The 24,133-nt window shown below is 42.3% G+C and carries 1 protein-coding gene (only partly in view); it reads right to left on the bottom strand.

All coding sequences use genetic code 11. The features are described from left to right. Positions 1-67: 67 nt before the first annotated feature. On the bottom strand, positions 68-24,133 hold the 3' portion of the coding sequence (locus IMCC3317_RS23725; protein ID WP_160131297.1) for a Calx-beta domain-containing protein. 26,769 nt of this gene lie beyond the right edge of the window; only the last 24,066 of its 50,835 coding nucleotides appear in the window; its start codon lies beyond the right edge, outside the window; the stop codon is at positions 68-70.

The raw sequence follows: 24,133 nt of genomic DNA, 5'->3' as shown, positions 1-24,133 counted from the left end.
GTATGCTATGTTTTTGTTTATTAGTTATAGCGCACATACTACCGAAATAGTATGTACGCCTGTATATTTATCGTTGTATGTATAAGTAACCGGCTTTGCTTTTGCTTACACCATTGGCTACGTAATCAACAACGTAGTAATATGTTCCTACTGGTAACAGTTTGTTTCTTTGTATTGTTACTCGACCTTCAGAGATACCACGGAAGTACTTTCCGTTTTGTCCGTATCCACTTGTCTCATAAACTAATATTCCCCATCTGTTATAGATTCGCACTTGGTTGTCTGGGAACATTTCAATGTTTCTAATAGTGAACACATCGTTGTCTCCGTCTCCGTTTGGCGTTACTGCGTTGAAGATTTCTAAATCATCTTCTACAGTATTCGAATTGTTAACATCTAAGAAGTTTGGAAGTCCGTCTCCATCTTCATCATCTGTACCATCTGGTCCATTTGGAATCCCGTCACCGTCACAATCTCCATCTATCCAATCTTGACTTGGATCTAATGTGATGTCAGCAACATTTAAGTCACATGGATCATTTGGATCAGTTGGTGTTCCTCCGTTTGGTGGATTTAACTCGTCTCCGTTGGTTACTCCATCGCCATCACAATCTGCTGCTAAGTAATCATCACTTTGTGCAACTGTAACATCGTCTACATTGAAATCACATGGATCGTTTGGATCTGTTGGTGTTCCTCCGTTTGGTGGGTTCAACTCATCTCCGTTAGTTACTCCGTCGCCATCACAATCAGTTGTTAAGTAATCGCCTGATGGTGTTACAGTAATGTCACTCATATTTGAATCACATGGATCAGTCGGATCTGTTGGTGTTCCTCCGTTTGGTGGATTCAATTCATCTCCATTTGTTACTCCATCTCCATCACAGTCTGCTGCTAAATAATCTCCTGATTGAGCTACACTAATATCTGCTACATTGAAATCACATGGGTCAGTTGGATCGGTTGGTGTTCCTCCGTTTGGTGGCGTTAATTCGTCTCCATTGGTTACTCCATCTCCATCACAATCTGCTGTTAAGTAATCGCCTGTCTGCGCTACGCTAATATCGCCTGCATTAGAATCACATGGATCATTCGGATCTGTTGGTGTTCCTCCGTTTGGTGGGTTCAACTCGTCTCCGTTAGTTACTCCGTCGCCATCACAATCAGTTGTTAAGTAATCGCCTGATGGTGTTACAGTAATGTCACTCATATTTGAATCACATGGATCAGTCGGATCTGTTGGTGTTCCTCCGTTTGGTGGGTTCAACTCGTCTCCGTTAGTTACTCCGTCGCCATCACAATCAGTTGTTAAGTAATCGCCTGATGGTGTTACAGTAATGTCACTCATATTTGAATCACATGGATCAGTTGGATCTGTTGGTGTTCCTCCGTTTGGTGGATTCAATTCATCTCCATTTGTTACTCCATCTCCATCACAATCTGCTGTTAAGTAGTCTCCGCTTACTGCTATACTAACATCTGCTGCGTTGAAATCACAAGGATCGTTTGGATCTGTTGGTGTTCCTCCGTTTGGTGGCGTTAATTCGTCTCCATTGGTAACTCCGTCTCCGTCACAATCTGCTGTTAAGTAATCGCCACTAACGGCTACACTTATATCTGCTGCGTTGAAATCACATGGATCGTTTGGATCTGTTGGTGTTCCTCCGTTTGGTGGCGTTAATTCGTCTCCATTGGTAACTCCGTCTCCGTCACAATCTGCTGTTAAGTAATCTCCTGTCTGCGCTACGCTAATATCGCCTGCATTAGAATCACATGGATCATTCGGATCTGTTGGTGTTCCTCCGTTTGGTGGCGTTAATTCGTCTCCATTGGTTACTCCATCTCCATCACAATCTGCTGTTAAGTAGTCTCCGCTTACTGCTATACTAACATCTGCTGCGTTGAAATCACAAGGATCGTTTGGATCTGTTGGTGTTCCTCCGTTTGGTGGCGTTAATTCGTCTCCATTGGTTACTCCATCTCCATCACAATCTGCTGTTAAGTAGTCTCCGCTTACTGCTATACTAACATCTGCTGCGTTGAAATCACAAGGATCGTTTGGATCTGTTGGTGTTCCTCCGTTTGGTGGCGTTAATTCGTCTCCATTGGTAACTCCGTCTCCGTCACAATCTGCTGTTAAGTAATCGCCACTAACGGCTACACTTATATCTGCTGCGTTGAAATCACATGGATCGTTTGGATCTGTTGGTGTTCCTCCGTTTGGTGGCGTTAATTCGTCTCCATTGGTAACTCCGTCTCCGTCACAATCTGCTGTTAAGTAGTCTCCGCTTACTGCTATACTAACATCTGCTGCGTTGAAATCACAAGGATCGTTTGGATCTGTTGGTGTTCCTCCGTTTGGTGGCGTTAATTCGTCTCCATTGGTAACTCCGTCTCCGTCACAATCTGCTGTTAAGTAATCGCCACTAACGGCTACACTTATATCTGCTGCGTTGAAATCACATGGATCGTTTGGATCTGTTGGTGTTCCTCCGTTTGGTGGCGTTAATTCGTCTCCATTGGTAACTCCGTCTCCGTCACAATCTGCTGTTAAGTAATCTCCTGTTTGAGCTATACTAATATCTGCTGCATTGAAATCACATGGATCGTTTGGATCTGTTGGCGTTCCTCCATTTGGTGGCGTTAATTCGTCTCCATTGGTAACTCCGTCTCCATCACAATCGGTATTAGGATCAGATGTACAAATATCATTATCTGTAATTGTTACTGTTCCACTTGGATTTGTGTTACTAGTATTTCCACTTACAACTGTTCCACTTACATTAAATACTTCATCCATTTCGTCTAAAACATCGTCTGTAATTGGAATACTAATATTTACTGTCGTTTGTCCCGCTGGTATTGTTGCAGTGACCGTTGTTGTTGTATAATCTCCTGCATCTGCTGTTCCATCAGTTGTGGTGATAGTAACTACCGTGTCTACACTACTTGGTGTATCAATACTTACTGGAACTATTGCATTACCAACTGCCTCATCAACTATTACATCGCCAATTGTTACCATTGGTAAACCATCGTTGTCTGTAATTGTTATCGTTCCACTTGGATCTGTGTTACTTGTGTTGCCACTTGTGACAGTTCCATTTACTGTGAAATCTTCATTTGGCTCATCTATTAAATCATCCGTGATTGGAATGACGATAGAAACTGTGGTTTGTCCTGCTGGTATCGTTGCAGTCACCGTTGTTGTTGTGTAATCAGCTGTTCCTGCCGTTCCTGTGGTAGTGGTGATACTTACTACGGTATCTACACTACTTGGATTGCTGATAGTTACTGGTACACTTACTGTGCCTGCTCCTTCATCTACTGTTACATCTCCAATTACTATGGATGGTGTGTCGTTGTCTGTGATCGTTACCGTTCCGCTTGGATTCGTGTTGATTGTGTTTCCACTTACAACGTTTCCATCTACTGTGAATGTTTCTGTAGGTTCTCCAACAACATCATCTATAATTGGTATACTTACATTAACTGTGGTTTGTCCCGCTGGGATAGTTGCAGTTACTGTTGTGGTCGTGTAATCACTTGGACTTGTTGCATCAACGTTAGTTGTTGTGATGGTAACTACCGTGTCTACACTACTTGGTGTATCGATACTTACTGGAACTACTGCCGTGCCATCTGTCTCATCAACTATTACATCGCCAATTGTTACCATTGGTAAGCCATCATTGTCTGTAATTGTTATCGTTCCACTTGGATCTGTGTTACTTGTGTTGCCACTTGTGACAGTTCCATTTACTGTGAAATCTTCATTTGGCTCATCTATTAAATCATCCGTAATTGGAATGATAATAGAAACCGTTGTTTGTCCTGCTGGTATCGTTGCAGTCACAGTTGTTGTTGTGTAATCAGCTGTTCCTGCCGTTCCTGTGGTAGTGGTAATACTTACTACGGTATCTACACTACTTGGATTGCTGATAGTTACTGGTACACTTACTGTGCCTGCGCCTTCATCTACTGTTACATCTCCAATTACTATGGATGGTGTATCGTTGTCATTGATCGTTACTGTTCCGCTTGGATTCGTGTTGATTGTGTTTCCACTTACAACGTTTCCATCTACTGTGAATGTTTCTGTAGGTTCTCCAACAACATCATCTATAATTGGTATACTTACATTAACTGTGGTTTGTCCCGCTGGGATAGTTGCAGTTACTGTTGTGGTCGTGTAATCACTTGGACTTGTTGCATCAACGTTAGTTGTTGTGATGGTAACTACCGTGTCTACACTACTTGGTGTATCGATACTTACTGGAACTACTGCCGTGCCATCTGTCTCATCAACTATTACATCGCCAATTGTTACCATTGGTAAACCATCATTGTCTGTAATTGTTATCGTTCCACTTGGATTTGTGTTACTTGTGTTGCCACTTGTGACAGTTCCATTTACTGTGAAATCTTCATTTGGCTCATCTATTAAATCATCCGTGATTGGAATGATAATAGAAACCGTTGTTTGTCCTGCTGGTATCGTTGCAGTCACCGTTGTTGTTGTGTAATCAGCTGTTCCTGCAGTTCCTGTGGTAGTGGTGATACTTACTACGGTATCTACACTACTTGGATTGCTGATAGTTACTGGTACACTTACTGTGCCTGCGCCTTCATCTACTGTTACATCTCCAATTACTATGGATGGTGTGTCGTTGTCATTGATCGTTACCGTTCCGCTTGGATTCGTGTTGATTGTGTTTCCACTTACAACGTTTCCATCTACTGTGAATGTTTCTGTAGGTTCTCCAACAACATCATCTATAATTGGTACACTTACATTAACTGTGGTTTGTCCCGCTGGGATGGTTGCAGTTACTGTTGTGGTCGTGTAATCACTTGGACTTGTTGCATCAACGTTAGTTGTTGTGATGGTAACTACCGTGTCTACACTACTTGGCGTATCGATACTTACTGGAACTACTGCCGTGCCATCTGTCTCATCAACTATTACATCGCCAATTGTTACCATTGGTAAACCATCATTGTCTGTAATTGTTATCGTTCCACTTGGATTTGTGTTACTTGTGTTGCCACTTGTGACAGTTCCATTTACTGTGAAATCTTCATTTGGCTCATCTATTAAATCATCCGTGATTGGAATGACGATAGAAACTGTGGTTTGTCCTGCTGGTATCGTTGCAGTCACCGTTGTTGTTGTGTAATCAGCTGTTCCTGCCGTTCCTGTGGTAGTGGTAATACTTACTACGGTATCTACACTACTTGGATTGCTGATAGTTACTGGTACACTTACTGTGCCTGCGCCTTCATCTACTGTTACATCTCCAATTACTATGGATGGTGTGTCGTTATCAGTGATCGTTACTGTTCCGCTTGGATTCGTGTTGATTGTGTTTCCACTTACAACGTTTCCATCTACTGTGAATGTTTCTGTAGGTTCTCCAACAACATCATCTATAATTGGTACACTTACATTAACTGTGGTTTGTCCCGCTGGGATGGTTGCAGTTACTGTTGTGGTCGTGTAATCACTTGGACTTGTTGCATCAACGTTAGTTGTTGTGATGGTAACTACCGTGTCTACACTACTTGGTGTATCGATACTTACTGGAACTACTGCCGTGCCATCTGTCTCATCAACTATTACATCGCCAATTGTTACCATTGGTAAGCCATCGTTGTCTGTAATTGTAATTGTTCCACTTGGATCTGTGTTACTTGTGTTGCCACTTGTGACAGTTCCATTTACTGTGAAATCTTCATTTGGCTCATCTATTAAATCATCCGTAATTGGAATGATAATAGAAACCGTTGTTTGTCCTGCTGGTATCGTTGCAGTCACCGTTGTTGTTGTGTAATCAGCTGTTCCTGCCGTTCCTGTGGTAGTGGTAATACTTACTACGGTATCTACACTACTTGGATTGCTGATAGTTACTGGTACACTTACTGTGCCTGCGCCTTCATCTACTGTTACATCTCCAATTACTATGGATGGTGTATCGTTGTCATTGATCGTTACTGTTCCGCTTGGATTCGTGTTGATTGTGTTTCCACTTACAACGTTTCCATCTACTGTGAATGTTTCTGTAGGTTCTCCAACAACATCATCTATAATTGGTACACTTACATTAACTGTGGTTTGTCCCGCTGGGATGGTTGCAGTAACTGTTGTGGTCGTGTAATCACTTGGACTTGTTGCATCAACGTTAGTTGTTGTGATGGTAACTACCGTGTCTACACTACTTGGTGTATCGATACTTACTGGAACTACTGCCGTGCCATCTGTCTCATCAACTATTACATCGCCAATTGTTACCATTGGTAAGCCATCGTTGTCTGTAATTGTTATCGTTCCACTTGGATCTGTGTTACTTGTGTTGCCACTTGTGACAGTTCCATTTACTGTGAAATCTTCATTTGGCTCATCTATTAAATCATCCGTAATTGGAATGATAATAGAAACCGTTGTTTGTCCTGCTGGTATCGTTGCAGTCACCGTTGTTGTTGTGTAATCAGCTGTTCCTGCCGTTCCTGTGGTAGTGGTAATACTTACTACGGTATCTACACTACTTGGATTGCTGATAGTTACTGGTACACTTACTGTGCCTGCGCCTTCATCTACTGTTACATCTCCAATTACTATGGATGGTGTATCGTTGTCATTGATCGTTACTGTTCCGCTTGGATTCGTGTTGATTGTGTTTCCACTTACAACGTTTCCATCTACTGTGAATGTTTCTGTAGGTTCTCCAACAACATCATCTATAATTGGTATACTTACATTAACTGTGGTTTGTCCCGCTGGGATAGTTGCAGTTACTGTTGTGGTCGTGTAATCATTTGGACTTGTTGCATCAACGTTAGTTGTTGTGATGGTAACTACCGTGTCTACACTACTTGGTGTATCGATACTTACTGGAACTACTGCCGTGCCATCTGTCTCATCAACTATTACATCGCCAATTGTTACCATTGGTAAGCCATCGTTGTCTGTAATTGTTATCGTTCCACTTGGATCTGTGTTACTTGTGTTGCCACTTGTGACAGTTCCATTTACTGTGAAATCTTCATTTGGCTCATCTATTAAATCATCCGTGATTGGAATGATAATAGAAACCGTTGTTTGTCCTGCTGGTATCGTTGCAGTCACCGTTGTTGTTGTGTAATCAGCTGTTCCTGCCGTTCCTGTGGTAGTGGTAATACTTACTACGGTATCTACACTACTTGGATTGCTGATAGTTACTGGTACACTTACTGTGCCTGCTCCTTCATCTACTGTTACATCTCCAATTACTATGGATGGTGTGTCGTTGTCTGTGATCGTTACCGTTCCGCTATCTGTTGTATTGCTCGTGTTTCCACTAACTACGCTTCCGTTTACACTGAAGTCTTCTGTTGGTTCTCCAACTAAATCATCTGTGATTGGAATACTAACATTAACTGTTGTTTGTCCTGCTGGGATTGTTGCAGTAACTGTTGTGGTCGAGTAATCATTTGGATCTGTCGCTGAGTTATCTACTGTAGTGATCGATACAACAGTATCTACACTACTTGGATTTGCGATACTTACTGGGACACTTGCTGGCCCTGCGTTTTCTGCGATGGTTACATCTCCAACAGTAAACGCTGGCGTATCGTTATCTGTGATAGTTACTGTTCCGCTATCTGTTGTGTTTGATGTGTTTCCACTTACAACGTTTCCATTGACTGTAAAGTTTTCAGTTGGTTCTCCAACTAAATCATCCGTAATTGGAATTGATACATTCACTGTTGTTTGTCCTGCTGGGATTGTTGCAGTTACTGTAGTGGTCGAGTAATCATTTGGATCTGTTGCACTGTTATCAACCGTGGTAATACTTACAACCGTATCTACTGAACTTGGATTGTCAATACTTACTGGAACTGATGCGCTTCCGCCATTTTCTGCGATTGTTACATCTCCAACTGTAAATGCTGGTGTGTCATTATCTGTAATGGTTACTGTTCCGCTATCTGTTGTGTTTGATGTGTTTCCACTAACTACGCTTCCGTTTACACTGAAGTCTTCCGTTGGTTCTCCTACTAAATCATCCGTAATTGGAATTGATACATTCACTGTTGTTTGTCCTGCTGGGATTGTTGCAGTTACTGTAGTGGTCGAGTAATCATTTGGATCTGTTGCACTGTTATCAACCGTGGTAATACTTACAACCGTATCTACTGAACTTGGATTGTCAATACTTACTGGAACTGATGCGCTTCCGCCATTTTCTGCGATTGTTACATCTCCAACTGTAAATGCTGGTGTGTCATTATCTGTAATGGTTACTGTTCCGCTATCTGTTGCGTTGCTCGTGTTTCCACTAACTACGCTTCCGTTTACACTGAAGTCTTCCGTTGGTTCTCCAACTAAATCATCTGTGATTGGAATACTAACGTTCACAGTCGTTTGTCCTGCTGGGATTGTTGCAGTAACCGTTGTGGTCGAGTAATCCGCTGGATCTGTCGCTGAGTTATCTACTGTAGTGATACTTACAACCGTATCTACTGAACTTGGATTGTCAATACTTACTGGAACTGATGCGCTTCCGCCATTTTCTGCGATGGTTACATCTCCAACTGTAAATGCTGGTGTGTCATTATCTGTAATGGTTACTGTTCCGCTATCTGTGGTGTTTGATGTGTTTCCACTTACTACACTTCCGTTTACACTGAAGTTTTCCGTTGGTTCTCCTACTAAATCATCCGTAATTGGAATTGATACATTCACTGTTGTTTGTCCTGCTGGGATTGTTGCAGTTACTGTAGTGGTCGAGTAATCATTTGGATCTGTTGCACTGTTATCAACCGTGGTAATACTTACAACCGTATCTACTGAACTTGGATTGTCAATACTTACTGGAACTGATGCGCTTCCGCCATTTTCTGCGATTGTTACATCTCCAACTGTGAATGCTGGTGTGTCGTTGTCAGTAATGGTTACTGTTCCGCTGTCGGTTGCGTTTGAAGTGTTTCCACTAACTACGCTTCCGTTTACACTGAAGTCTTCTGTTGGTTCTCCAACTAAATCATCGGTAATTGGAATACTAACATTTACTGTGGTTTGTCCTGCTGGGATTGTTGCAGTAACCGTTGTGGTCGAGTAATCATTTGGATCTGTCGCTGAGTTATCTACTGTAGTGATACTTACAACGGTATCTACACTACTTGGGTTTGCTATGCTAACTGGAACTGATGCGCTTCCGCCATTTTCTGCGATCGTTACATCACCAACTGTGAATGCTGGTGTGTCGTTATCTGTAATGGTTACTGTTCCGCTATCTGTTGTATTGCTTGTGTTTCCACTTACTACACTTCCGTTTACACTGAAGTCTTCTGTTGGTTCTCCAACTAAATCATCCGTAATTGGAATTGATACATTCACTGTTGTTTGTCCTGCTGGGATTGTTGCAGTTACTGTTGTGGTCGAGTAATCTGCTGGATTAACCGCAGTATTATCTACAGTAGTAATTGATACAACCGTATCTACTGAACTTGGATTTGCAATGCTCACAGGAACTGATGCGCTTCCGCCATTTTCTGCGATTGTTACATCACCTACTGTAAATGCTGGTGTGTCGTTGTCAGTGATGGTTACGGTTCCGCTATCTGTTGTGTTTGATGTGTTTCCACTTACAACGTTTCCGTTAACTGTAAAGTTTTCTGTTGGTTCTCCTACTAAATCATCTGTGATTGGAATTGATACGTTTACGGTGGTTTGTCCTGCTGGGATTGTTGCAGTAACTGTCGTGGTCGAGTAATCCGCTGGATTAACCGCAGTGTTATCTACTGTAGTGATTGATACAACCGTATCTACACTACTTGGATTTGCGATACTTACTGGGACACTTGCTGGTCCTGCGTTTTCTGCAAGCGTTACATCACCTACTGTAAAGGCTGGTGTGTCGTTGTCTGTGATGGTTACTGTTCCGCTATCTGTAGTGTTTGATGTGTTTCCACTAACTACGCTTCCGTTTACACTGAAGTCTTCTGTTGGTTCTCCAACTAAGTCATCTGTGATTGGAATACTAACGTTCACGCTCGTTTGTCCTGCTGGAATCGTAGCAGTTACTGTCGTGGTCGAGTAATCATTTGGATCTGTAGCACTGTTATCTACTGTAGTGATACTTACAACGGTATCTACACTACTTGGGTTTGCTATGCTAACTGGAACTGATGCGCTACCGCCGTTTTCTGCGATGGTTACATCTCCAACAGTAAATGCTGGTGTATCATTATCTGTGATGGTTACGGTTCCGCTATCTGTGGTGTTTGATGTGTTTCCACTTACTACGCTTCCGTTTACACTAAAGTCTTCCGTTGGTTCTCCAACTAAATCATCTGTAATTGGAATTGATACATTCACTGTTGTTTGTCCTGCTGGGATTGTTGCAGTAACCGTTGTGGTCGAGTAATCCGCTGGATCTGTCGCTGAGTTATCTACTGTAGTGATACTCACTACCGTATCTACTGAACTTGGATTGTCAATACTTACTGGAACTGATGCGCTTCCGCCATTTTCTGCGATCGTTACATCACCTACTGTAAAGGCCGGCGTGTCGTTATCTGTGATGGTTACTGTTCCGCTATCTGTTGCGTTGCTCGTGTTTCCACTTACTACGCTTCCGTTTACCGTAAAGTCTTCTGTTGGTTCTCCAACTAAATCATCCGTGATTGGAATTGATACGTTTACGGTGGTTTGTCCTGCTGGGATTGTTGCAGTAACTGTCGTGGTCGAGTAATCCGCTGGATTAACCGCAGTATTATCTACTGTAGTAATCGATACAACAGTATCTACACTACTTGGGTTTGCGATACTTACTGGAACACTTGCTGGTCCTGCGTTTTCTACGATGGTTACATCTCCAACAGTAAACGCTGGTGTGTCGTTATCTGTGATGGTTACTGTTCCGCTATCTGTGGTGTTTGATGTGTTTCCACTTACTACGCTTCCGTTTACACTAAAGTCTTCCGTTGGTTCTCCAACTAAATCATCCGTGATTGGAATACTAACATTAACTGTTGTCTGTCCTGCTGGAATTGTTGCAGTGACTGTCGTGGTCGAGTAATCATTTGGATCTGTTGCACTGTTATCAACCGTGGTAATACTTACTACCGTATCTACTGAACTTGGATTGTCAATACTCACAGGAACTGATGCCGATCCGCCATTTTCTGCGATCGTTACATCTCCAACAGTAAATGCTGGTGTATCATTATCTGTGATGGTTACTGTTCCGCTATCTGTTGTATTGCTTGTGTTTCCACTTACTACACTTCCGTTTACACTGAAGTCTTCTGTTGGTTCTCCAACTAAATCATCTGTGATTGGAATTGATACATTCACGGTGGTTTGTCCTGCTGGGATTGTTGCAGTAACTGTTGTTGACGAGTAATCCGCTGGATCTGTCGCTGAGTTATCTACTGTAGTGATACTCACTACCGTATCTACTGAACTTGGATTGTCAATACTTACTGGAACTGATGCCGATCCGCCATTTTCTGCGATCGTTACATCACCTACTGTGAATGCTGGTGTATCATTATCTGTGATGGTTACTGTTCCGCTATCTGTTGTGTTGCTCGTGTTTCCACTTACTACGCTTCCGTTTACACTGAAGTCTTCCGTTGGTTCTCCAACTAAATCATCTGTGATTGGGATACTAACGTTTACTGTGGTTTGTCCTGCTGGAATTGTTGCAGTAACTGTTGTGGTCGAGTAATCCGCTGGATTAACCGCAGTATTATCTACAGTAGTGATACTTACTACGGTATCTACACTACTTGGGTTTGCGATACTTACTGGGACACTTGCTGGTCCTGCGTTTTCTGCAAGCGTTACATCTCCAACTGTAAAGGCTGGTGTGTCGTTATCTGTAATGGTAACTGTTCCGCTATCTGTTGTGTTTGAGGTGTTTCCACTTACTACGTTTCCGTTAACTGTAAAGTTTTCCGTTGGTTCTCCTACTAAATCATCTGTGATTGGAATTGATACATTCACTGTTGTTTGTCCTGCTGGAATCGTAGCAGTTACTGTCGTGGTCGAGTAATCATTTGGATCTGTCGCTGAGTTATCTACAGTAGTGATCGATACAACAGTATCTACACTACTTGGATTTGCGATACTTACTGGTACACTTGCTGGTCCAGCGTTTTCTGCAAGCGTTACATCACCTACTGTAAAGGCTGGTGTGTCGTTATCTGTAATGGTTACTGTTCCGCTATCTGTTGTGTTTGATGTGTTTCCACTTACTACGCTTCCATTGACTGTAAAGTTTTCCGTTGGTTCTCCTACTAAATCATCGGTAATTGGAATACTAACATTAACTGTTGTCTGTCCTGCTGGAATCGTAGCAGTTACTGTCGTGGTCGAGTAATCCGCTGGATCAGTCGCTGAGTTATCTACTGTAGTGATACTTACTACTGTATCTACTGAACTTGGATTGTCAATACTTACTGGAACTGATGCGCTTCCGCCATTTTCTGCGATGGTTACATCACCTACTGTAAAGGCTGGTGTGTCGTTATCTGTAATGGTAACTGTTCCGCTATCTGTGGTGTTTGAGGTGTTTCCACTTACTACGTTTCCGTTTACACTAAAGTTTTCTGTTGGTTCTCCAACTAAATCATCTGTGATTGGAATACTTACATTCACTGTTGTTTGTCCTGCTGGAATTGTTGCAGTTACTGTTGTTGACGAGTAATCCGCTGGATCAGTCGCTGTGTTATCTACTGTAGTGATTGATACAACCGTATCTACACTACTTGGATTTGCGATACTTACTGGAACACTTGCTGGCCCTGCGTTTTCTGCAATTGTTACATCACCTACTGTAAAGGCTGGTGTGTCGTTATCTGTGATTGTTACTGTTCCGCTGTCTGTTGTGTTACTTGTGTTTCCACTTACTACTGTTCCATTAACTGTAAGATTTTCCGTTGGCTCTCCAACTAAATCATCCGTGATTGGAATTGATACGTTTACGGTGGTTTGTCCTGCTGGGATTGTTGCAGTGACTGTCGTGGTCGAGTAATCCGCTGGATTAACCGCAGTATTATCTACAGTAGTGATACTTACAACAGTATCTACTGAACTTGGATTAGCAATGCTAACTGGAACACTTGCTGGTCCTGCGTTTTCTGCAAGCGTCACATCTCCAACTGTGAATGCTGGTGTGTCGTTATCTGTAATGGTTACTGTTCCGCTATCTGTTGTGTTGCTCGTGTTTCCACTAACTACGCTTCCGTTTACACTGAAGTCTTCCGTTGGTTCTCCAACTAAATCATCTGTGATTGGAATTGATACATTCACTGTTGTTTGTCCTGCTGGAATTGTAGCAGTTACTGTCGTGGTCGAGTAATCATTTGGATCTGTTGCACTGTTATCAACCGTGGTAATACTTACTACCGTATCTACTGAACTTGGATTGTCAATACTCACAGGAACTGATGCCGATCCGCCATTTTCTGCGATCGTTACATCTCCAACTGTGAATGCTGGTGTATCATTATCTGTGATGGTTACTGTTCCGCTATCTGTTGTATTGCTTGTGTTTCCACTTACTACACTTCCGTTTACACTGAAGTCTTCCGTTGGTTCTCCTACTAAATCATCCGTAATTGGAATTGATACATTCACTGTTGTTTGTCCTGCTGGGATTGTTGCAGTTACTGTAGTGGTCGAGTAATCATTTGGATCTGTTGCACTGTTATCAACCGTGGTAATACTTACAACCGTATCTACTGAACTTGGATTGTCAATACTTACTGGAACTGATGCGCTTCCGCCATTTTCTGCGATTGTTACATCTCCAACTGTAAATGCTGGTGTGTCATTATCTGTAATGGTTACTGTTCCGCTATCTGTTGCGTTGCTCGTGTTTCCACTAACTACGCTTCCGTTTACACTGAAGTCTTCCGTTGGTTCTCCAACTAAATCATCTGTGATTGGAATACTAACGTTCACAGTCGTTTGTCCTGCTGGGATTGTTGCAGTAACCGTTGTGGTCGAGTAATCCGCTGGATCTGTCGCTGAGTTATCTACTGTAGTGATACTTACAACCGTATCTACTGAACTTGGATTGTCAATACTTACTGGAACTGATGCGCTTCCGCCATTTTCTGCGATGGTTACATCTCCAACTGTAAATGCTGGTGTGTCATTATCTGTAATGGTTACTGTTCCGCTATCTGTGGTGTTTGATGTGTTTCCACTTACTACACTTCCGTTTACACTGAAGTTTTCCGTTGGTTCTCCTACTAAATCATCCGTAATTGGAATTGATACATTCACTGTTGTTTGTCCTGCTGGGATTGTTGCAGTTACTGTAGTGGTCGAGTAATCATTTGGATCTGTTGCACTGTTATCAACCGTGGTAATACTTACAACCGTATCTACTGAACTTGGATTGTCAATACTTACTGGAACTGATGCCGATCCGCCATTTTCTGCGATCGTTACATCACCTACTGTAAAGGCTGGTGTGTCATTATCTGTGATGGTTACTGTTCCGCTATCTGTTGTATTGCTCGTGTTTCCACTTACAACGTTTCCGTTTACACTGAAGTCTTCCGTTGGTTCCCCAACTAAATCATCTGTGATTGGAATTGATACATTCACTGTTGTTTGTCCTGCTGGGATTGTTGCAGTTACTGTTGTGGTCGAGTAATCATTTGGATCTGTCGCTGAGTTATCTACTGTAGTGATCGATACAACAGTATCTACACTACTTGGATTTGCGATACTTACTGGGACACTTGCTGGTCCTGCGTTTTCTGCGATGGTTACATCTCCAACAGTAAACGCTGGCGTATCATTATCTGTAATTGTTACCGTTCCGCTATCTGTTGCGTTTGATGTGTTTCCACTAACTACGCTTCCGTTTACACTGAAGTCTTCCGTTGGTTCTCCAACGATGTCATCTGTGATTGGAATACTAACATTCACGCTCGTTTGTCCTGCTGGAATCGTTGCAGTAACTGTCGTTGTCGAGTAATCCGCTGGATTAACCGCTGTGTTATCTACAGTAGTGATGGATACTACTGTATCTACACTACTTGGGTTTGCGATACTAACTGGTACACTTGCTGGTCCAGCGTTTTCTGCGATGGTTACATCACCTACTGTAAAGGCTGGCGTGTCATTATCTGTAATTGTTACTGTTCCGCTATCTGTTGCGTTTGATGTGTTTCCACTTACTACGTTTCCGTTAACTGTAAAGTTTTCCGTTGGTTCTCCTACTAAATCATCTGTGATTGGAATTGATACATTAACTGTGGTTTGTCCCGCTGGAATGGTTGCAGTAACTGTCGTGGTCGAGTAATCCGCTGGATTAACCGCAGTGTTATCTACTGTAGTAATCGATACAACCGTATCTACACTACTTGGGTTTGCGATACTTACTGGGACACTTGCTGGTCCTGCGTTTTCTGCAAGCGTTACATCTCCGACTGTAAAGGCTGGCGTGTCATTATCTGTAATTGTTACCGTTCCGCTATCTGTTGTATTGCTCGTGTTTCCACTTACAACGTTTCCGTTAACTGTAAAGTTTTCTGTTGGTTCTCCTACTAAATCATCTGTGATTGGAATTGATACATTCACTGTTGTTTGTCCTGCTGGGATTGTTGCAGTTACTGTAGTGGTCGAGTAATCATTTGGATCAGTCGCTGAGTTATCTACTGTAGTGATACTTACTACCGTATCTACTGAACTTGGATTGTCAATACTTACTGGAACTGATGCACTACCGCCATTTTCTGCGATTGTTACATCTCCAACAGTAAAGGCTGGCGTATCATTATCTGTAATTGTTACTGTTCCGCTATCTGTTGTATTGCTCGTGTTTCCACTTACTACGCTTCCGTTTACACTGAAGTCTTCCGTTGGTTCCCCAACTAAATCATCTGTAATTGGAATTGATACGTTCACAGTTGTTTGTCCTGCTGGGATTGTTGCAGTAACTGTTGTTGACGAGTAATCCGCTGGATTAACCGCAGTGTTATCTACAGTAGTGATCGATACAACTGTATCTACACTACTTGGATTGTCAATACTCACAGGAACTGATGCCGATCCGCCATTTTCTGCGATCGTTACATCACCTACTGTAAAGGCTGGTGTGTCATTATCTGTGATGGTTACTGTTCCGCTATCTGTTGCGTTTGAAGTGTTTCCACTAACTACGCTTCCGTTAACTGTAAAGTTTTCTGTTGGTTCTCCAACTAAATCATCTGTGATTGGAATTGATACATTCACTGTTGTTTGTCCTGCTGGAATTGTTGCAGTAACTGTCGTGGTCGAGTAATCCGCTGGATTAACCGCAGTATTATCTACTGTAGTAATCGATACAACAGTATCTACACTACTTGGGTTTGCGATACTTACTGGAACACTTGCTGGTCCTGCGTTTTCTACGATGGTTACATCTCCAACAGTAAACGCTGGTGTGTCGTTATCTGTGATGGTTACTGTTCCGCTATCTGTGGTGTTTGATGTGTTTCCACTTACTACGCTTCCGTTTACACTAAAGTCTTCCGTTGGTTCTCCAACTAAATCATCCGTGATTGGAATACTAACATTAACTGTTGTCTGTCCTGCTGGAATTGTTGCAGTGACTGTCGTGGTCGAGTAATCATTTGGATCTGTTGCACTGTTATCAACCGTGGTAATACTTACTACCGTATCTACTGAACTTGGATTGTCAATACTCACAGGAACTGATGCCGATCCGCCATTTTCTGCGATCGTTACATCTCCAACAGTAAATGCTGGTGTATCATTATCTGTGATGGTTACTGTTCCGCTATCTGTTGTATTGCTTGTGTTTCCACTTACTACACTTCCGTTTACACTGAAGTCTTCTGTTGGTTCTCCAACTAAATCATCTGTGATTGGAATTGATACATTCACGGTGGTTTGTCCTGCTGGGATTGTTGCAGTAACTGTTGTTGACGAGTAATCCGCTGGATCTGTCGCTGAGTTATCTACTGTAGTGATACTCACTACCGTATCTACTGAACTTGGATTGTCAATACTTACTGGAACTGATGCCGATCCGCCATTTTCTGCGATCGTTACATCACCTACTGTGAATGCTGGTGTATCATTATCTGTGATGGTTACTGTTCCGCTATCTGTTGTGTTGCTCGTGTTTCCACTTACTACGCTTCCGTTTACACTGAAGTCTTCCGTTGGTTCTCCAACTAAATCATCTGTGATTGGGATACTAACGTTTACTGTGGTTTGTCCTGCTGGAATTGTTGCAGTAACTGTTGTGGTCGAGTAATCCGCTGGATTAACCGCAGTATTATCTACAGTAGTGATACTTACTACGGTATCTACACTACTTGGGTTTGCGATACTTACTGGGACACTTGCTGGTCCTGCGTTTTCTGCAAGCGTTACATCTCCAACTGTAAAGGCTGGTGTGTCGTTATCTGTAATGGTAACTGTTCCGCTATCTGTTGTGTTTGAGGTGTTTCCACTTACTACGTTTCCGTTAACTGTAAAGTTTTCCGTTGGTTCTCCTACTAAATCATCTGTGATTGGAATTGATACATTCACTGTTGTTTGTCCTGCTGGAATCGTAGCAGTTACTGTCGTGGTCGAGTAATCATTTGGATCTGTCGCTGAGTTATCTACAGTAGTGATCGATACAACAGTATCTACACTACTTGGATTTGCGATACTTACTGGTACACTTGCTGGTCCAGCGTTTTCTGCAAGCGTTACATCACCTACTGTAAAGGCTGGTGTGTCGTTATCTGTAATGGTTACTGTTCCGCTATCTGTTGTGTTTGATGTGTTTCCACTTACTACGCTTCCATTGACTGTAAAGTTTTCCGTTGGTTCTCCTACTAAATCATCGGTAATTGGAATACTAACATTAACTGTTGTCTGTCCTGCTGGAATCGTAGCAGTTACTGTCGTGGTCGAGTAATCCGCTGGATCAGTCGCTGAGTTATCTACTGTAGTGATACTTACTACTGTATCTACTGAACTTGGATTGTCAATACTTACTGGAACTGATGCGCTTCCGCCATTTTCTGCGATGGTTACATCACCTACTGTAAAGGCTGGTGTGTCGTTATCTGTAATGGTAACTGTTCCGCTATCTGTGGTGTTTGAGGTGTTTCCACTTACTACGTTTCCGTTTACACTAAAGTTTTCTGTTGGTTCTCCAACTAAATCATCTGTGATTGGAATACTTACATTCACTGTTGTTTGTCCTGCTGGAATTGTTGCAGTTACTGTTGTTGACGAGTAATCCGCTGGATCAGTCGCTGTGTTATCTACTGTAGTGATTGATACAACCGTATCTACACTACTTGGATTTGCGATACTTACTGGAACACTTGCTGGCCCTGCGTTTTCTGCAATTGTTACATCACCTACTGTAAAGGCTGGTGTGTCGTTATCTGTGATTGTTACTGTTCCGCTGTCTGTTGTGTTACTTGTGTTTCCACTTACTACTGTTCCATTAACTGTAAGATTTTCCGTTGGCTCTCCAACTAAATCATCCGTGATTGGAATTGATACGTTTACGGTGGTTTGTCCTGCTGGGATTGTTGCAGTGACTGTCGTGGTCGAGTAATCCGCTGGATTAACCGCAGTATTATCTACAGTAGTGATACTTACAACAGTATCTACTGAACTTGGATTAGCAATGCTAACTGGAACACTTGCTGGTCCTGCGTTTTCTGCAAGCGTCACATCTCCAACTGTGAATGCTGGTGTGTCGTTATCTGTAATGGTTACTGTTCCGCTATCTGTTGTGTTGCTCGTGTTTCCACTAACTACGCTTCCGTTTACACTGAAGTCTTCCGTTGGTTCTCCAACTAAATCATCTGTGATTGGAATTGATACATTCACTGTTGTTTGTCCTGCTGGAATTGTAGCAGTTACTGTCGTGGTCGAGTAATCATTTGGATCTGTTGCACTGTTATCAACCGTGGTAATACTTACTACCGTATCTACTGAACTTGGATTGTCAATACTCACAGGAACTGATGCCGATCCGCCATTTTCTGCGATCGTTACATCTCCAACTGTGAATGCTGGTGTATCATTATCTGTGATGGTTACTGTTCCGCTATCTGTTGTATTGCTTGTGTTTCCACTTACTACACTTCCGTTTACACTGAAGTCTTCTGTTGGTTCTCCAACTAAATCATCTGTGATTGGAATACTTACATTCACTGTTGTTTGTCCTGCTGGGATTGTTGCAGTAACTGTTGTTGACGAGTAATCCGCTGGATTAACCGCTGAGTTATCTACTGTAGTGATACTCACTACTGTATCTACTGAACTTGGATTGTCAATACTCACAGGAACTGATGCGCTTCCGCCATTTTCTGCGATCGTTACATCTCCAACTGTAAAAGCTGGTGTGTCATTATCAGTGATGGTTACTGTTCCGCTATCTGTTGCGTTTGAAGTGTTTCCACTAACTACGCTTCCGTTTACACTGAAGTCTTCTGTTGGTTCTCCAACTAAATCATCTGTGATTGGAATACTAACATTAACTGTTGTTTGTCCTGCTGGGATTGTTGCAGTAACTGTTGTGGTCGAGTAATCATTTGGATCTGTCGCTGAGTTATCTACTGTAGTGATCGATACAACAGTATCTACACTACTTGGATTTGCGATACTTACTGGGACACTTGCTGGCCCTGCGTTTTCTGCGATGGTTACATCTCCAACAACGAACGCTGGTGTATTAGCATCTGTGATTGTTACTGTTCCACTTGGATCTGTATTATTTGTGTTACCACTTGTTACAGTTCCATTAACTGTGAAATCTTCAGTTGGTTCTCCTGTAAGATCAGCGACAATTGGAATACTAACATTAACGCTTGTTTGACCCGCTGGAATTGTTACAGTTACAGTAGTGCTAGTATAATCATTTGGATTAACCGCTGTGTTATCTACTGTAGTGATACTAACTACCGTATCTACTGAGCTTGGATTGCTGATGCTGACAGGAACATTTGCCGTACCTACTGATTCAGTTACTGTTAAATTACCTATTACTATTACTGGTGTGTCGTTATCTGTAATGGTTACTGTTCCGCTATCTGTTGCATTGCTCGTGTTTCCACTTACTACGCTTCCGTTTACACTAAAGTTTTCTGTTGGTTCTCCAACTAAATCATCCGTGATTGGAATACTAACATTTACTGTTGTCTGTCCTGCTGGAATTGTTGCAGTAACGGTCGTTGTGGTGTAATCCGCTGGATTAACCGCTGTATTATCTACAGTAGTGATCGATACAACTGTATCTACTGAACTTGGATTAGCAATGCTAACTGGAACTGATGCGCTACCGCCGTTTTCTGCGATCGTTACATCTCCAACAGTAAATGCTGGTGTATCATTATCTGTGATGGTTACGGTTCCGCTATCTGTTGTGTTTGATGTGTTTCCACTTACTACGCTTCCATTTACCGTAAAGTCTTCTGTTGGTTCTCCTACTAAATCATCTGTAATTGGAATACTAACATTAACTGTTGTCTGTCCTGCTGGAATTGTTGCAGTGACTGTCGTGGTCGAGTAATCATTTGGATCTGTTGCACTGTTATCAACCGTGGTAATACTTACTACCGTATCTACTGAACTTGGATTGTCAATACTCACAGGAACTGATGCCGATCCGCCATTTTCTGCGATCGTTACATCACCTACTGTGAATGCTGGTGTATCATTATCTGTGATGGTTACTGTTCCGCTATCTGTTGTATTGCTTGTGTTTCCACTTACTACACTTCCGTTTACACTGAAGTCTTCTGTTGGTTCTCCAACTAAATCATCTGTAATTGGAATTGATACGTTCACAGTTGTTTGTCCTGCTGGAATTGTTGCAGTGACTGTTGTGGTCGAGTAATCATTTGGATCAGTTGCAGAGTTATCAACCGTGGTAATACTCACTACTGTATCTACTGAACTTGGATTGTTTATACTTACTGGAACTGATGCGCTTCCGCCATTTTCTGCGATCGTTACATCTCCAACTGTAAAGGCTGGTGTGTCGTTATCTGTAATGGTTACTGTTCCGCTATCTGTTGCATTGCTCGTGTTTCCACTTACAACGTTTCCGTTTACACTGAAGTTTTCCGTTGGTTCTCCTACTAAATCATCGGTAATTGGAATACTAACATTAACTGTTGTCTGTCCTGCTGGGATTGTTGCAGTAACCGTTGTGGTCGAGTAATCATTTGGATCTGTCGCTGTGTTATCTACTGTAGTGATACTTACAACGGTATCTACTGAGCTTGGATTGTCAATACTTACTGGAACTGATGCCGATCCGCCATTTTCTGCGATTGTTACATCTCCAACAGTAAACGCTGGTGTGTCGTTATCTGTAATGGTTACTGTTCCGCTATCTGTTGCATTGCTCGTGTTTCCACTAACTACGCTTCCGTTTACACTGAAGTTTTCTGTTGGTTCTCCAACTAAATCATCTGTGATTGGAATACTAACGTTTACTGTTGTTTGTCCTGCTGGGATTGTTGCAGTAACTGTTGTTGACGAGTAATCATTTGGATCTGTCGCTGAGTTATCTACTGTAGTGATACTCACTACTGTATCTACTGAGCTTGGATTGTCAATACTTACTGGAACACTTGCTGGTCCTGCGTTTTCTGCGATCGTTACATCACCTACTGTAAATGCTGGTGTATCATTATCTGTGATGGTTACGGTTCCGCTATCTGTTGTGTTTGATGTGTTTCCACTTACAACGCTTCCGTTTACACTGAAGTCTTCTGTTGGTTCTCCAACTAAATCATCTGTGATTGGAATACTAACATTAACTGTTGTTTGTCCCGCTGGAATTGTTGCAGTAACTGTTGTGGTCGAGTAATCATTTGGATCTGTAGCACTGTTATCAACCGTTGTGATTGATACTACCGTATCTACACTACTTGGGTTTGCGATACTTACTGGAACACTTGCTGGTCCTGCGTTTTCTACGATGGTTACATCTCCAACTGTGAATGCTGGTGTGTCGTTATCTGTGATGGTTACTGTTCCGCTATCTGTTGTGTTTGAAGTGTTTCCACTAACTACGCTTCCGTTTACACTGAAGTCTTCCGTTGGTTCTCCAACTAAATCATCTGTGATTGGAATTGATACGTTTACGGTGGTTTGTCCTGCTGGGATTGTTGCAGTAACTGTCGTGGTCGAGTAATCCGCTGGATTAACCGCTGTGTTATCTACTGTAGTGATTGATACAACCGTATCTACACTACTTGGGTTTGCGATACTTACTGGAACTGATGCCGATCCGCCGTTTTCTGCGATTGTTACATCTCCAACAGTAAACGCTGGTGTGTCGTTGTCTGTAATGGTTACTGTTCCGCTATCTGTTGCATTGCTCGTGTTTCCACTAACTACGCTTCCGTTAACTGTAAAGTTTTCTGTTGGTTCTCCAACTAAATCATCTGTGATTGGAATACTAACGTTTACTGTTGTTTGTCCTGCTGGGATTGTTGCAGTGACTGTTGTGGTCGAGTAATCATTTGGATCTGTCGCTGAGTTATCTACTGTAGTGATACTTACAACGGTATCTACACTACTTGGATTGTCAATACTTACTGGAACTGATGCGCTTCCGCCATTTTCTGCGATCGTTACATCTCCAACTGTAAATGCTGGTGTGTCGTTATCTGTAATGGTTACTGTTCCGCTGTCTGTTGCGTTGCTTGTGTTTCCACTTACTACACTTCCGTTTACACTAAAGTTTTCTGTTGGTTCTCCAACTAAATCATCTGTGATTGGAATTGATACATTAACTGTTGTTTGTCCTGCTGGAATTGTTGCAGTTACTGTTGTTGACGAGTAATCCGCTGGATCAGTCGCTGTGTTATCTACTGTAGTGATTGATACAACCGTATCTACACTACTTGGATTTGCGATACTTACTGGAACACTTGCTGGCCCTGCGTTTTCTGCAATTGTTACATCACCTACTGTAAAGGCTGGTGTGTCGTTATCTGTGATTGTTACTGTTCCGCTGTCTGTTGTGTTACTTGTGTTTCCACTTACTACGCTTCCATTTACACTAAAGTCTTCCGTTGGTTCTCCAACTAAATCATCCGTAATTGGAATTGATACATTCACTGTTGTTTGTCCTGCTGGGATTGTTGCAGTTACTGTCGTGGTCGAGTAATCATTTGGATCTGTTGCACTGTTATCAACCGTGGTAATACTTACAACCGTATCTACTGAACTTGGATTGTCAATACTTACTGGAACTGATGCGCTTCCGCCATTTTCTGCGATTGTTACATCTCCAACTGTAAATGCTGGTGTGTCGTTATCTGTGATTGTTACTGTTCCGCTGTCTGTTGTGTTACTTGTGTTTCCACTTACTACTGTTCCATTAACTGTAAGATTTTCCGTTGGCTCTCCTACTAAATCATCCGTAATTGGAATTGATACATTCACTGTTGTTTGTCCTGCTGGAATTGTTGCAGTGACTGTAGTGGTCGAGTAATCATTTGGATCTGTTGCACTGTTATCAACCGTGGTAATACTTACTACCGTATCTACTGAACTTGGATTGTCAATACTCACAGGAACTGATGCCGATCCGCCGTTTTCTGCGATCGTTACATCTCCAACTGTAAAGGCTGGTGTATCGTTATCTGTAATGGTTACTGTTCCGCTATCTGTTGCGTTTGATGTGTTTCCACTAACTACGCTTCCGTTTACACTGAAGTCTTCTGTTGGTTCTCCAACTAAATCATCCGTAATTGGAATTGATACATTCACTGTTGTTTGTCCTGCTGGGATTGTTGCAGTTACTGTTGTTGACGAGTAATCCGCTGGATCTGTCGCTGTGTTATCTACTGTAGTGATTGATACAACCGTATCTACACTACTTGGGTTTGCGATACTTACTGGAACTGATGCCGATCCGCCGTTTTCTGCGATTGTTACATCTCCAACTGTAAATGCTGGTGTGTCATTATCTGTAATGGTTACTGTTCCGCTATCTGTTGCGTTGCTTGTGTTTCCACTAACTACGCTTCCGTTTACACTGAAGTCTTCCGTTGGTTCTCCTACTAAATCATCTGTGATTGGAATTGATACATTCACTGTTGTTTGTCCTGCTGGGATTGTTGCAGTTACTGTCGT

Origin of the sequence: Kordia antarctica (assembly GCF_009901525.1) — a bacterium.
In the GTDB taxonomy this organism is placed as follows: Bacteria; Bacteroidota; Bacteroidia; order Flavobacteriales; family Flavobacteriaceae; genus Kordia; species Kordia antarctica.
The sequence above is the reverse complement of the archived record's forward strand: the minus strand, read 5'-3'. Positions and strand labels throughout refer to the sequence as shown.